Annotated in this window: 4 protein-coding genes; all 4 read right to left on the reverse strand. The window is 61.6% G+C overall.

Annotated elements, in window-relative coordinates; genetic code table 11:
- Positions 1-64: 64 nt before the first annotated feature.
- A complete protein-coding gene (locus NZK35_RS03405) occupies positions 65-8,068 on the reverse strand; it encodes a type I polyketide synthase (RefSeq protein ID WP_259631198.1) in 8,004 nt (2,667 codons plus the stop codon).
- 99 nt (positions 8,069-8,167) lie between these two features.
- Entirely contained in the window at positions 8,168-8,932 is a 765-nt protein-coding gene (locus NZK35_RS03410) for an SDR family oxidoreductase (RefSeq protein ID WP_259631199.1), read from the reverse strand.
- Positions 8,929-9,663, reverse strand: coding sequence for a 4'-phosphopantetheinyl transferase family protein (locus NZK35_RS03415; RefSeq protein WP_259631200.1), 735 nt, complete (start codon positions 9,661-9,663; stop codon positions 8,929-8,931). The genes NZK35_RS03410 and NZK35_RS03415 overlap by 4 nt, the downstream gene beginning before the upstream one ends.
- Entirely contained in the window at positions 9,660-14,975 is a 5,316-nt protein-coding gene (locus NZK35_RS03420) for an aminotransferase class I/II-fold pyridoxal phosphate-dependent enzyme (protein ID WP_259631201.1), read from the reverse strand. Before NZK35_RS03420 ends, NZK35_RS03415 begins: the two co-directional genes overlap by 4 nt.
- Between the last annotated feature and the right edge of the window lie 274 nt (positions 14,976-15,249).

A 15,249-nucleotide genomic window follows, 5' to 3' on the forward strand; every position in this document is an offset into this window, starting at 1 on the left:
GAAGCTTCATTGCTCCGCAAGTGACCGTCTGAAACATGTTTTGCAACCTCAATGCGATGGAGTGTCAATCGGCTGATTGTGCGCGATCGAGTGGGATCGTCGCAACAAGCACGTTCGCGCGATAGTTTTCGATCTGCAGCACCGGCTGCTTGTGTTGGTCCCAGACGTCGATGTTGAAGGTCGCGTGTTTGTCGGTCGATTCGAGCGGGACGATCCGGGCCGTGACCTGCTCACCGACCACGGGTGGCGCGAACATCCGCAATCGATGAATCGAATGCGGCAGCGCGATCGCTGTTCGATCAATCGTCCATTCATGGACTCCCGCCGAAAACACGCAGGTGTCAATCAGCACACAGGGCAGCATGATACGATCGCCGCGACCAACCGAAAAGAATTCCGCCGGGTCGGCGATTCTGATCTTCGCCCACGACTCCTGTCGGGAATAATAAAAGTGTTCCAGCTGGCGATAGATCGGACCGTGATACACCGACAATTTGTGTTCTAAGTAATGGACCGGAATGTACGGGGCATCGGGAAAGTCAACCGTTTCGGCGGTGCGATCATCGGGCCGGTCCGATCGGATGATGCAGTCGGCGTGTACACGATCTTTGCGGAGCACCTGTCCTTTGCGGTTTTTGAAATCGCTGAGCAATGAACAGCGGACTCGGTCACCGGTTCGCTCGGCGCGGACACGAATTTCCTGAGGCTGGTCGGTGAAGAACCTCATCGCTTCGGCAATGCGAAAGTTTTCGATCGTTGTCACCGCTCGGCCACCGGTCAGCAGACTCGCCGCTTCGGCACAAGCTTCCGCGGCGGCGACGAAGGGCAAGATCGGTCGGCCACGCAACAGGTGCTGGCTTAGAAAGTTGTCATTGACTGGGTCGACCACGTGCGAGGTCGTGATACCGCCGCCGTTTTGATCATCCCCACATTCGATGCGGTCGATCATCGGGTAGGGGCTGAAGGAAGCGACGTAATGGTCGGTGTAGTATCGCTTGTAGCGGTCCCAGTCCGTGATCAAGACCTCCGCTTCGGGACAGCCGCGTCGCAATTCGTCGATGAAGTGTCCGACGCCTTCCTCGACGGGCATGTACTTGGCGTCGACGATTGTCTTGGCGAGTCGAGATTCCGGACGCACGGCCATGCCGACTTCATCCCACGAGGGCCAATCAAAGGCGACCGCATGCACCTCGGGACGCGTCTGGCGGAACCAGCTGACCAGTTTGCACAGCAGTTCGTTGGCCGAGCAGTAATCGGTTTGGCCGACGCCACCGAAGCGACCCGAGATGGATGCAAACGCGGCAAAGAATTTTAGGTCGTCTTGTCGTGTCAATTCCATCAGCGAGATCGCGCCGTCGACTTTCGAGGCGATGGTCCGCTGGACCGAGGAGAGCTTCTTTTTGGTAAAGCGGGTCGCCTTTTCATAGCCCGCACCGTGCACGATGCCGTCGATTGAACCGTCCGCTCGACGGATCTGGTCTAGCAAAGTTGCTAGCGCTCGATGGTCGCTGACGTCACAGGCGTGGTAGGTAACGTCCAGTCCTGACTCGTCGAAGTCCCGCAGGTTTCCGTCGATCTCCAAGGCTTTTTCCACGCGCGACCAGGCATCGATGGGCACCTGCCCCGCTTCGAGCGCCTTGCGAACGACTTCCGCACGTAATTGCTTTCGCTGGTCGGGGTTCAAGTTTCGCCAACCGTCGTCGATTTCCGGTAACGGACTCGAACCGATCAGATGCAGCTTGACGCCGAATTGCTGACCGACGGCTTTGGCGATCTTGGCGGTGACACCTCGGGCTCCGCCGGTGATCACCCAGACCCGGCCGAAATCCGGGCTGAGGGTGGGCAGTTGGTTGACGGGCAGAATCACGGGTGCGACGGCGTGACGTGTGCCGCCGCGATAAGCGATCTCTGCCGTCCGTCCGGCTGCCGCGGCGGATTCGTCGATCAATCGAGTCGCGACAAAACCCGGATCGGCATCGGCATCAAAATCGACGACGCGGGCTCGAAACGAAGTCCGCGCGGCGAAACCCATTTCGATCAACAGACCTTTGATCAGCCCTGTCGCGAATCCGCCTTCGGGCGAGGTCACCCGGTCGTCAAATCCCAACAGTCCGCCCAGGCGGACACCGCCGACGATCGTTCCCTCGCCGACGAGTTCGTTGTCGCCCAGCAGCTTCAGCCAACGCTGGCAGATCTGGTACGGAACCAACATGCCGCTCTGTCGGCGTTGTTGCCAACGCTCGTTTGAAACACCCTCAGCGGCGTTTTCATCCCATGCCGTCAACAAGAACAGGTTCGTCGGCACACCGCTCTGGCAAAAGGATTCCAGTTCGGACACCGCGGCGGCCACATCGTCCGGGCGGCGCAGTTGCAGACAACGCACGCCCGAGCCTTGCAGCGTTTGGGCAAGTGTGTCGGCAGCGGCGTTGTCACCGAGCAACACGACGCCGCCGTGGAGCGCCGTCGCCGCCTCTGCCCGGGGAGCGGGCGGAACCTCGATGCACCGCAATGCGAATCGATTGCAGACCTTGCCCTCATCATCGAACGGTGATCGACCGTCGACACCGGCGGAGCGTTGCGAAAATGCTTGCCAGGAGATCACTCGGTCGGTTGTCGATTCTGGTTTCTTTCTGGCATTCGGCCTCGCGGCAGCACGTCGAGGTTGTCGCCCGTCCGGCTGCAATCCGATCAGTTGCTTCAAATCGAGTTCGAAAAATTGATTCGCGTCCGCCCCGGTCGCGTGATTGCCCGGCGTCGCCCAGACCCGTGCGGAACGGACATCAAACAGAACGCTGACCTGGTTGTCGACTCGCCGGATGGTGTTCATGGTTGCAAAGCGGACTTCCCGGCCACGGCCTTCGTCGTACTGATCTCTCAACCATCGCTGCAGCATTGCGGTCGACGGAACCTCGTCGCCTTTCTGCCGCCACAGTGATTCGAGCCGTTGTTGGCGCAACAGCGAGTGCTTGGGTTTGTCGATCAGGGGGCGTAGCAGTTGGGCATGGTTGCTGACCAGCCGGTGGTCATTGAGTCGCTCGGATCGGAACGTTCCGCAATCGTATTCGACGTAGGCCGGATCGCTCCCGCACGAGTCTGAAATGCACATCCCCCATCCGCCGGTGGTGCGTTCGCGGCGCAGCATGTCGACGGCGTCGTCGACCGATTCGGCGGTTTCCAGCACGCGCCGGATGACGATCGAGTGAAGCAGTCCGTCAAGGGTTGCGGTGCGGCGGGGCCGGTCCAACAACATCGAACCGGTGACGACGACTCCGGCCGCATTGACGCCGTTGATCCCTAAAACGTGACCTGCGGCGGAGAACAGCAAGTGCGGCAACCCATCGGTCGGTCGCCGGACTTGGACGCAGCGCTGCATCGTGTCCCGAAGAAACAGCCCCAGCGGCATGTCTTCATTGGCTCCATGCAGCCACTGTGTCTCGCGCAGCCACTGTGTCTCGCGCAGCCACTGTGTCTCGCGTGGTTGTCCGCTCGATCGAGAGGTGGGCGATGGTCGGCCGGCGAGGATTTGCGTGCAACCGGCGCCGATCTCCGGATAGGCGTAAAGGTTGTGTTCCAGCAGCGCGTCGACGGGGACGCCCGCGGCATCGGCCATCCCACGCATTTCCTCCGACGCGGATTCGTCGACCAGCTTGTCCAACATCGATTTGGCGAGCGAAAGATCCGGCAGTGTTCTGCCAAACTTACCCGTTGCGATCTCTTTGTAGCGATCGAGAATGCGGCGTATCGCCACCGCCATGGCTCGACCGTGTGCGGCACCCATCGCGTGAGGCGAACCCTCCAAGAACAAGAGCTGAAGCCCCGCTTCGGAATTCGACGCCGTGGTCTGCACGCCACCCCCAGTGCCCGGACGCTGCCGCGAACCGGCTGATGTCGTTTCAGCATCAGCCGTTCGGTGCCAGCCTACGGGCCCATCCGGTTGCCCGACCGGAACACCGGCGGCACGCAGCGCGGCATCCAGCCGGGTCAGGGTCTCTTGGTAGTGCCGTTTCTTGTGGTCCGTCGCAATCCACAGCAATTCTTCGCCGCCGATCTGGCCGACGATCTGCTCGTGCAGCCGTGTCAGAACCGGGCTGGGGCCGATTTCTACCAGCACGTTCACGCCTTCACCGGCCAGTCGCCGGATCTGATCGGTGTACAGCACCGGCTGCACCAACTGCCGGACCAGGTTTTCGCGGATCGCGTCTGGTTCGGCGACGTAACAGTTGTCGACACTGCTCAGCAACGGAGTCCGCGGCGGGGCGATTGCCACTTGGTCGAGGCTCTGTCGAAACGCCGGTTGAATCGGCGCCATCAACGGTGTGTGATAGGGGCGCGGCACGCCGAGAATCTTGGCGTGGACCCCGGCTTCGAGCATCCGGCGTTTTAATTTCTCGATCACGCCACGACGGCCGGCGATGACAGTTTGTCGGTCGCTGTTGCAGTTGGCGACAAAGGCTTCACCCGGATAGGCGTTGCAGTGTTGTTGCGTCTCACTGCGATCCAAGTCGACCGCTAGCATCGCGCCGTCGATTTGCGTGGACTCGGTGATCAACCGACATCGATGAAACGTTGCCAGCGCCGCGTTTCGGAAATCCCAGGCGCCGGCTGCCACCAATGCCGGGAACTCTCCATAACTGTGCGCCGAGATTCGATCAGGCCTGATATCCATCGCATCGACGACTTCCATCAGGATCGAGTCGGCGACCAGCAATGAAAGTTGTGTGCGCCAAACGTCAGTGCCGAGGCGATCCGCTTGATCGACGACCAGGTCTCGATAGCTCGGGAAGTCCAAGGATTGCAAGATCGCATCGATGCGAGCGGCGGCCGCGGCGGCAACGGGATGTCCCTGGACCAGATCCGCCAGCATGGACGGGTACTGCGATCCTTGACCTGGAAACAAGAACGCCACCATCGGTCGCCGCGTTCGTTCGACACAGAAGATGCCCTGGCTTTCAAACAGGGCCGCGCGTTTGGGGTCGCAGTGGCGGGCTACAAACAGCCCCGCACGCTTGCGAAGTTCTTCATCGGATCGATAGACGATCGCCAGTCCGTGCCGGAGCGTGCCGTGGGCGACAGTGCGGTGGCGTGCGGCGACCGAATCGACTGACCCGCCCGCGGCAATCTGTTTCGCGCCGTCGATCAGACCGGACAGGGAGTCGGCTTCACCGACCCAGCTTCGATAGCGGTGATCGGGCTTGGACACAATGCGAATCGTGTTGTCGCGACCGGATGGAGACGTCGTGCTCGGGACGGGCTGCCCCCGCTCGATCACGACGTGACACGCCATGCCCCTGGCGTAGGAATTGAGGGTGGAGAAGACACGGCCGGAGGGATCGACCAACGGCAAGGCTTGGTTTACAGCAGGGAGCTCACACCACGCTTGGTTGGACAAGGCGTCGATCGGCTGATCGGCAGGCAGACCGACCGGTGATTGGAGGTGCTTCAACGACAACGACGACTTGACCAGCCCGATCATTCCCGCTGCGCTGCCGGTGTGACCGAGTTGTCCGGCCAGCGATCGCAGGTGGAGCGGTCGCTCACGCTGCACGGCGTACGCTTGAGCGATCGCGTGAAATTCGTCACGGTCTTCGTCGGCGACACCGCTGGCGGAAAGTTCGACGGCGGAGACCTGTTCGGCGGTGACCTCCGCTCCCGAAAGGGCGCGACCGATGGCCAGTCGCTGTGCGGTTTGTTGATCGTCGTGACGCGCGACACCGATCTCGCGGATCACCGACAGGATTTCGTCGCCGTCGGCTTTCGCGTCACTCAATTTCTTCAGCAACACGACCGCAACGCCTTCGGCCGGGGCCATGCCGTCTGAGTTTTGATCGAGCGACCGGACACGACCACGCGGGCTCAAACGCGATGACAAGCGGAGACATTCGAACGCATGGGGGCCGAGGTCACGCTGAGCTCCGGCAGCGATCACCATGCTGCACCCGCCCCGCAACAGGAACCCTCGGGCCGCGTTGACCGCCATGATGGACGAGTTGTCGCTGCTGTCGAGGGCAAACGCACCGCCCATCAGGTCATAGGTCTTGGTGATCCGCGAGGCCAACGAACTGTTGCTGAATCCACCGGTTTCGTCCAACAAGGCCGGCATCCGTTCGAGCAACACCTCGGCAAACGCCCGAGATGTTTCGGCGATCTGCGTCGGCGGAACGCCTTTGTCTCTCAGCACCGTTTCGATGACCTCTCGCAGCACCGGCAACCGTAGCCCGACCAGCAGCTGAGAGCTGGCCTCGCCGCCGACGAGATTTCCGACGATGACCGCGGTGTGCGCGTGGTCCAGCTTTGACTCGTATCCGGAGTCTTCGAGCGCTCGGGCGACCGTGTCCAGGATCATGAACTGAAGCGGGTCGGCGTTGGCGACCTGTTTCGGCGGAATGCGATGCCGTCGCCAATCGTATTGGTAATCCTGGATGAACCCGCCGACCCAAGATTGCCCTTCGTCTCCGTGATCCAGACGGACATCCCAGCGATCATCCGGGATGGGCACCTTGGGATCCTGACCCGTCGACAGCAGATCCCAAAACTCCGTGATCGTTCGCGCCCCGGGCGTCAGCAGCGCGGCGCCGACCACGGCGATCGACCGGTCCTCCGTGGACAGTTTGCTGGGCGAGCGAAAACGCCTTGGCATCGCGGTCGAGTGTTCTTCCAGCACGACGTGGACGTTCAATCCGCCAATGCCGAACGCGTTGACGCCTGCCCGCCGGGGTCTGCCCGGCGGCGGATCCGGCCAGGGGATCGCGGTCGTCGGTAATTGAAACGGCGCAGTCGCCCAATCCACCTTCGGGTTGGGCTGACGCAAATTGATCACCGGCGGAATCATCCGGTGCTGCATCGCCAGAACGGTTTTGATCAGTCCCGCCAGCCCGGCGGCCTCCAACGTATGGCCGATGTTGGCTTTCACGCTGCCGATCGGGATCTTGTGATCCTGTTCATTTCCGAATGATTCGTTGAACGCTTCGGCCAAGCTGTTGATCTCGGTCGAATCGCCGACCGGGGTCGACGTCGCGTGGGCTTCGACATACTGAACCGAGCTCGGGGCCACGTCGGCCGAATAGGCGCGACGGACGGCGGCGATTTGACCTTCACGTCGCGGCGCCCACAGGCTTTTGCCTTTGCCGTCGGAGGAAACACCGATTCCACGGATCACCGCGCGAATCGGATCCCTGTCGGCCAAGGCACGTTCGAGCGTTTTGACCACCGCGACGACGTAGCCTTCCGCGGCGACCAGTCCGTCCGCGTCGGCATCGAATGGGCGTGAACCGGTGCCGCTGACGGTCTGTGCTTGCGAAAACAGGATCAACGCGTCCAGCTTGCAATAGGACAGCCCGCCGATCACGGCCAAGTCGATGTCACCCATTTGTAGCGCATGGGCGCCGGCGGCCAACGCGACCAGCGAAGAACTGCACGCCGCGTTGATCGACAGACAGGGGCCGTCCAACCCGAACGCTTTGGAGATCAGCCGCGACGCTTCGGAGCTTTCCAAAAACGGTCCGCCTCCGGGACGTCGCTCGGGCAGATCCCGCCGCACCCGCGCGGCCATCTCCTCGACCAAGGCGGCTTGGTCGTGGGCGGACATTCGTGAAACATAATCGGTTTGCCGAAGACAATCCATCGCCTGGTTGGCCATCACGCCAAGTGTCAATTCGCCGATCACGTTGGAACCGCGTTGATGGCCGACGAACACGCCGCCTCGCTGAGACTTGGTGGCGTGCGGATCGAGGCCGGCGTCGCGAATCGCCTGACCGGCGACCTGACACAAATCCAAATGCGAATGGTCCGCGTTGTCGATGTCGTGGTCCGAAAGACGAAACGGTTCGATCGGCGTCGTGCGGTTGCCGACGATCCCGCCGATTTTGGAGTAGGTCTTGCCGAAGCGTCCGATTTCGGGGTCGTAGTAACGTCGTTGATCCAACCGCTCGGGAGGCAGTTCTGCGATCGCGCTGCGGCCTTCGATCATCAGCGACCAGTATTCATCCAAGCCGTCCGCGCCGGGCAAACGACAGGCCATGCCGATCACGGCAAGCGGCGTGTCAAAGTCTTGATGGTGGTTCACGTTCATGGTTCGGCTCCGCAGCGGCTGGCACGCGGCGAGTGACACGCAGCGACTGACACGCAGCGACTGACACGCAGCGACTGACACGCAGCGATGCGTGTGCGATTACACGTGTGCGGCGGCTCCCCCGTCAACGGTGATGGTTGTCGCTTGAATCAAATCGCTGATCGGGCTGGACAAAAACACGACGGCGTTGGCGACGTCGGCCGGCTCCAGCTGTCGCTTTCCCATCATGGTCTTGGCCGTTCGGGCGGCAAACATCTGTTCCGCCCCCGGGATGCGACGCGTCGAATCCGTTTCGACCAGTCCCGATTTGACCACGTTGACGTTGATGCGACGATCCCCCAGTTCCAACGCCAAGTGTCGCGTGATGCTTTCCAACGCCGCCTTCGATCCTCCGATCAATCCGTACATGGGAAGCGCCATGTGCGATCCGTGGCTGGAGATCGCGATCACCTTGCCGCGGTCCTGCGCTTTCTCCAACAGCGGTGCCGCGGCTTTGACCAGATGGATCAGCGCGAGCACGTTGGTGTTCATTGCCGCGGCAAAGTGTTTTGGGTTGGAGTCCAGCAAGTGGCGGAATCCGCCGGTCGCCGCGTTGCTGACCAGAATGTCCAGTTGTCCGATTTCTTGCTCGATGAATTCAAGCATCGATTGAACATCGTCTTCTTCGCTGACGTCGGCGCGAACGATCCAGCATCGGCGGCCCAGCGATTGAACCGCTTTGGCGGTCGCCAACGCCTCGTTCTGTGACGTGACGTAATTGACGACCACGTCACAGCCCGCCTCGGCCAACTTGATCGCCACCGAGCGACCGATCCCACGCGAGCTTCCGGTGACCAATGCGACTTTTTCGTTGAGATCAATCATGATGCGGGATGCGAAACTTGAAACTTTGAAATGAGTGACACGGATGCTCGTGCAACTGCGATGATCGCGTCATCAAGCACGTCGATTCGCACGTCTGCCAGGCATCGAGACTTGTAGTCAACGGTGCAGCCGTCGGCTGTGAATTCGATCATCCGCAGACGCCCCGGCCGAAATGATTCGCCTTCGTTGCACGCTTTAAACACCGCCTCTTTCGCAGCCCATCCCGCGGCGATCGGCCAGCGATGGTCTTGCAACAGGCGGCGTTCGGCTGATGAGAACCAGGTGGATGCAAAGCTGCCGGGCAGTTCAGTCCGATCGACCGCATCGACGCCAATCCGAGGGGCATCGCGTCGATCCACAGACAGGCGACGCTGACCTGCGACGGCAACGGTGATCGATGCACAGTGGGCGAGCGACAGATCAATCGGTTGTTGAACCCCGTTTCGAAAGACGGTGGGGCGGCACCCTCGACGCTTTGACATGCGTGAGTAAATCTGCCACTGGAGAAGTGAGTCGGTCGTTTCGGAAAACATCAGGCACAGAAGTTGTTTCATGCACCACCGTCCCCTGATCCAGTCAAGCCGCCGATTCGTCGCGCGAAAGCCGTTCAGTTCCTCGAGCTCGGGCGGCGAAAGCCACGACGGCAGCGCCGACGGCCAAGCCGGTGCGGAATCGCGTTGATACAGCCGCATGCTCACCGGTTTCCAGAATGCGTTGCAACGGCTGATCATGCGCCGATTCCTATTTGGTCACCGATGTAATCGAAGACTTCCTGCAAGGTTGGGAAATCGTCCAGCGTCAGGTTCTCGTCCGGCGTGATCTCAAAGTGCTGTCCGAGTTCGCCGAACAATTGCGCTTTCTTGATGGAATCGATCCCCAAGTCCGCTTCCATGTCGGCGTCCATCTCGACGAACTCCGGCGGGTATCCGGTTTGCTCGACGATGAAATTGACCAAGTAATCCTGCAAGTCAGTCTTCGTCCAATCGTGTTGCCCGATCGACGTGGAGGGTACAGCTTGTGATGGCGCGGACAATGCCGGTGCGGTCGCTGCAGCGGTCGCCGCCACGGTCGCCGCCACGGTCGCCGCCACGGTCGTCTGCCCGGCCGGAGGTTCCTCCGCGATCGGATCCGGCATCGGGCTCTTGCCCGCCAACAACGATTGCCATTGGGCGATCGGAACGCTTTCGGATTGGACGGCTTGCAAGTCTTGGGCCAGGGCATCAATCGTCGTGCGAATCTGTTCTTCGCTGTGCCGTGCGGTGATCATGAAACGCAACCGCGCCGCGTCGTTTTCCACCGCCGGATAGACGATCGGTTGGATATCGATGCCGCGGCTGAGCAGGCGACGTGAGAGCAGCAGCGCGGTGTGCGAATTTCCGACCATGATCGGAACGACCGGTGTGTCGCCCGCCGGACCGGTGTCCAATCCACGCTGCCTGGCCAGTTCGAGCAACAGCCGGGCGTTGCGTTGCAGTTTGGCGACCCGCTGGGGTTGTTGCCGTAACAGACGCAGCGCCGCCAAGGCGGCTCCGGCGCTGCCCGGTGAGAGAGCGACCGTGTAGATAAATCCGGGCGTGCTGTACTTGAGGTACTCGACCAGCTCGCGACTGCCGGCGACGAATCCTCCGCCGCTGCCGAGCGCCTTGCTGAGCGTTCCGACCCACAAGTCGATCTCGTTCGGATCACGATCGAAGAACTCGGGGCTGCCGCGACCCGTTGTGCCCATCGTGCCGATGGCGTGGGCGTCATCGACCAACAGAAACGCGTCGTGTCGTCGCTTGATGTCCAGAAACTTCGGCAAGTCCGGATGATCGCCGTCCATGCTGTAGGCGCCCTCGATCGCGATCAACGTGCGCCGATATTTGTGCCGTATTTGATGCAATTGACGGTCCAACGCCCCGCTGTCGTTGTGCGGAAAACTCAGCCGTTGTGCCCCCGACAGTTCGGCACCCTGGATGATGCAATTGTGGGCGAGCGAGTCGTGAATGATCAAATCGCCGGGGCCGAACAGATGCCCGATGATCGATTCGTTCGCCGCATAGCCCGACGAAAAAACGAGAGTCGCTTCGACGCCCAAGAACGTCGCCAATTCGTCTTCCAGTTCGCGGTGCAACGGTTTGCCCGCGATCAGACGGCTTGCCGAAACACTGGTGCCGTAGCGATCGATCGCGTCTTTGGCGGCGGCCGAGACGATGGGGTCTCCGGACATGCCCAAGTAGTTGGAACTGCAGAACGTGACGACGGGTTTGCCGTCGACTCGCGTGGTGTCTTGGGTGACGCATTCGTGTTCGGCGAAATACGGCATCGACAGCCCCGCCAAGTCCAACAGATCCTTGGTGCGGCTGATCCGTTTGGCGTCGGGGATCAGATCCAGTGGTCGGTCCTGTTGCTCGTCCGTTGCAACGGACGACGCATTTTCGGGGCGGTCGGGTGTTGATCGACTGCCTGGAGGGGGCGGCGGATCGGCTGCCCGCAGGCTCGCGCCATGCGACGGATCGTTTGATGAGGTCCCGCGGTTCGCAGTGGTTTTCGTGCTCGCGATTGGATCGGGTGGGGCGACCGCTGTGGTTACGGAGTCGCGATTCGATTCGACGGGAGGTGTCGATGATCCATCCGACGCGGCGAGGTAGTCGAAGAGATGCTGCAGCGTGGGGAAGTCGTCCAGCGTGAGGGATTCGTCGGGGGTGATCGAAAAATGTTCGCCCAGTTCGCCGAACATCTGAGCTTTCTTGATCGAATCGATTCCCAGATCCGCTTCCAAGTCCGCGTCCATCTCGATGAACTCTGGCGGATAGCCGGTTTGTTCGACGACAAAACGCGTCAAGAACTCTTTCAGTGCTTCGTGGGACAGACCGGCCGGCGCAGTCTCGGTTGCGGCAGTCTCTGTCGTCACAGTTTCAACCTCGTTGCCGCGAGCCGGCGCTGGAGTGATCGGCGCTGGAGTGATCGGCGGTGCGACGACGCTCTGGCGAGGGTTGCTGACGGCCACGGAAGCATGCGACGGCGATTCCGGCGCGGCGACGGACTGACGCATCGCCTTGCCACGCATCAATTCCTTTCGGCGTCGCGTCGCGTCGACGATGGTGATACCGTCGACCACGCGGGAGTCGTACGAGGCGTCGGCGGTCGCCGGGGTCTGGGGTTTGCTGGGAGCATGCACTTTCGCATCTCGCTGGAGAAGGATGTGATAGGCGGTTCGACGTTCGGCGTTGTGAACGGCGGTGACGAGGCGGCCGCTGCGATCGGCCGCTTCCAGCGGACGGGGCTGGGTTGCGACATCGAACAACGGGGTGGATTCGATCAACGGCAACGCACGAGTCAGTCCGAACGTGGCCGTCGTTTTCAGTTGTTGAAGTTCCAGAGTCGACTTGATCAGCGCGACGATCGCCGAGGCGGCTCCGAGGTGACCAGTTTGTGTCATCAGACAATCGAGGGAAATGGGACGTTGCCGGGCGAGCTCGGCGTAGGCGTGGTAGATCCCATCCAATTCCTCTGCGGTTCGCCGTTGGCAGGCAACCGAAGTGGTTTCGATCCGTGTGACGTCGCCTGCTGCGAGCGGTTGGTCTTGGCGCGTTGTTCGCCGCAGCGCGTCGTCGACCGCGCATTCGGACGCGTCGGACTGGCTGTCCGCGGTCGCGGCCCCCACCCCCTGAATGACACCCAAAATCACGCGTTTTTGTCGTTTCGCGTCGGCTAGCCGCATCAACAGCAGCGCCCCACAGCCCTCCGCCGGCACCACCCCTCCGGCCGCGGCGTCCAGCGGCGACTTGGGCGTCCCCTTCGCGAGCAGGCCGGTCAACCCCAGCCGCTCCAAAAAGGTTGCACTGAGGTCTTCCTGGCCGCCGACGCAGACCATCATGTCGCAGGCACCTGTGGCGAGTTGATCGACGCAGCACATCAGTGCCGCCGCTGACGAACAATTACCGGCGTCGACGGCGACGCCACCGCCCATCAGGTCGAACGATTTGGTGATTCGCGACGCCAGACTGCTGCTGGTAAAGCTGCCGGTTTCGTCCAGCAGCGCCGGCATCGCCTGGATCAGCGATTCGGCATACTGCCGGCTGATCGCTTCACACTGCCGGGGATCGCACCCGAGCCGGCCGAGCAGACGGGTCAGGCGCCGTTGGAATTCGGGCAATCGCAATCCCATCAGCAACTGGGTCGCGAACTCGCCGCCGAACGGCGAACCGACCACCACGCCGATGCGATCGGTCACGTCACGGTCTAATCCGGCTTCACTGAATGCCTGGTCGACCGCATCCAAGATCATGAACTGCAGCGGATTGGCATTGGCGATCTGCTTGGGCGGAATCTTGTGCTTGCGCCAATCGTATTGAAATCCACGCACGACCCCCGCCAGGTTGTTGAGGCAGTGCCAATGTCTCGGGCCGGAGGGATCGAGGTAGATGTCGGGATGGAGGCGATGTTCCGGAATCGGCCCCTTGGGATCGTCACCACTGACCAACAACTTGGCAAACGCGTCGACGTTCAACGCGCCTGGCAACACGCTGCCTCTTCCGAGAACGGCGATGGCGTCGCCGGAGGATGGTCTGGCGCCGTAGACGTAGTCGATGGGTTGCCGACGGTCGGTCACTTGCGTTGTGTTCACACCGGCATGCATCGCCGTCCGGGCTCCGTCGCCGACGAACTCTTCGAGTACCACGTGGACATTTAGGCCACCGATACCGAACGCGTTGACGGCCGCGCGACGCGGCATGCCGTCGGAGGGCTCGGGCCAGTGCTCGGCTTGCATCGGCACGTAAAAGGGCAGCGATCCCCAGTCGATCGACTTGTTCAACTGCCTGACGTTGACCGCCGGGGCGATCGTCTGGTGACGCATGCAGAGCACGGCTTTGATCAGCCCCGCCAGACCAGCGGTCTCCAGCGTGTGACCGATATTCGCTTTGACGCTGCCGATCGGAATCCGACGGTCGGTGGGAAGTCTCAGCGCCTCGGCCAACGCCGTGACTTCCGTGGCATCACCGAGCTGCGTGGATGTGGCGTGCGCCTCGATGTATTGCAGATTTCCGATCTGTAGGTCATCTCCATAGGCCCGGCGGATGGCGACGATCTGGCCTTCCTTGCGCGGCGCCCACAGGCTTTTTCCTTTACCATCGGAGGAGACCCCGATGCCACGAATGACAGCGTGAATCCTGTCGCCGTCGCGGACCGCTTGCTCAAGCGTTTTGAGAATCACGACGGCGTAGCCTTCGCCGACGACCAGACCGTCGGCATCTTCGTCGAACGGGCGCGACATCACGCTGCTCAGCGACTGAGCCTGGGAGAACATCACCAGGGTTTCGAAGTGACAGACCGACGCGCCGCCGACCATCGCCATCTCGATGCGACCTTGCTGCAATGCCAACACCGCTTGGTGGAGGGCGCTCAGCGACGAGGCACAAGCGGAATTGAACGTCATGCAGGGTCCGCCCATCGCAAAGGTGTCCGCCAACATCGCGGAGGCCGCATGTGGCCCCAAGGCGGGACGCCCCTGTTCGTCTCGATGCGGCATGTCTCGGCGCACTTCCGTGACCAATTCGTCAATCACCCGCCCATGATCGAGGTTCAGCTCGCGAAACGATTCCACGTTGCCGATCAGCCGAGCCGACTGTGCGATGCAAGTTCCATAAGCCAGATCGCCCGCCAAGCCGCTACTTCGGGAGTGTCCCAGGTAAACGCCGCCGCAGCGCCGCTCGGACGGACAAAGCTCGACTCCGGCGTCCTCCAAGGCCTCGGCGGCCACATCACACAACGTCCGGTAGGGCACCTCGGGACAGGCATGAACCGACGTGGGAAGATTGTCGTAATGCTTGCCCCGAACGTCCGGGTTGACCAGGCATCCGATGTCGCAGTAGGAGCGATTGGGGATTCCCCGTCGCGGATCAAAGTACAGTGAGCGGTCGAAGCGAGCTTCCGGAAGCGGTTGGGCGGTCGCGACGCCATCGCGAATCACCCTCCAATAGCCGTCCAGATCATCGGCTCCGGGCAGGCGACACGCCATGCCGACCAACGCGATTTGCTTGATTGGCGACGACGTCTGCATGGGCTTTCGGTGTGTCTGCGAGCGAACTTGGCCTCCATGTTAATGGGGGGGCAGAACGCGTCAATGAAAATTCCTGGCATCGCGCCGATGGGTCACAGTCCGCTCGCGGTCGAGTCTGCGACGCTAAAATCACGGCCGCAATCGCTGATGTGCAGGCTAAAGCCCAATACCGCTAAGTTAACATGAATGAGGGGGCCCGGACGCTGGCGCGAACCGGCTGATGTCAAACGAATATCAGCCGTTTGGCGCGAGCCTACGGGCCCTCATCTGAAGA

It is taken from the genome of Stieleria sedimenti (genome assembly GCF_025060895.1).
GTDB classification, from domain to species: Bacteria; Planctomycetota; Planctomycetia; order Pirellulales; family Pirellulaceae; genus Stieleria; species Stieleria sedimenti.

Excerpts from the sequence above, each read along its gene's own strand:
- NZK35_RS03405 (WP_259631198.1), bottom strand. The coding sequence starts at position 8,068 with ATGAACGTGAACCACCATCAAGACTTTGACACGCCGCTTGCCGTGATC.
- NZK35_RS03410 (WP_259631199.1), bottom strand. The coding sequence starts at position 8,932 with ATGATTGATCTCAACGAAAAAGTCGCATTGGTCACCGGAAGCTCGCGT.
- NZK35_RS03415 (WP_259631200.1), bottom strand. The coding sequence starts at position 9,663 with ATGATCAGCCGTTGCAACGCATTCTGGAAACCGGTGAGCATGCGGCTG.
- NZK35_RS03420 (WP_259631201.1), bottom strand. The coding sequence starts at position 14,975 with ATGCAGACGTCGTCGCCAATCAAGCAAATCGCGTTGGTCGGCATGGCG.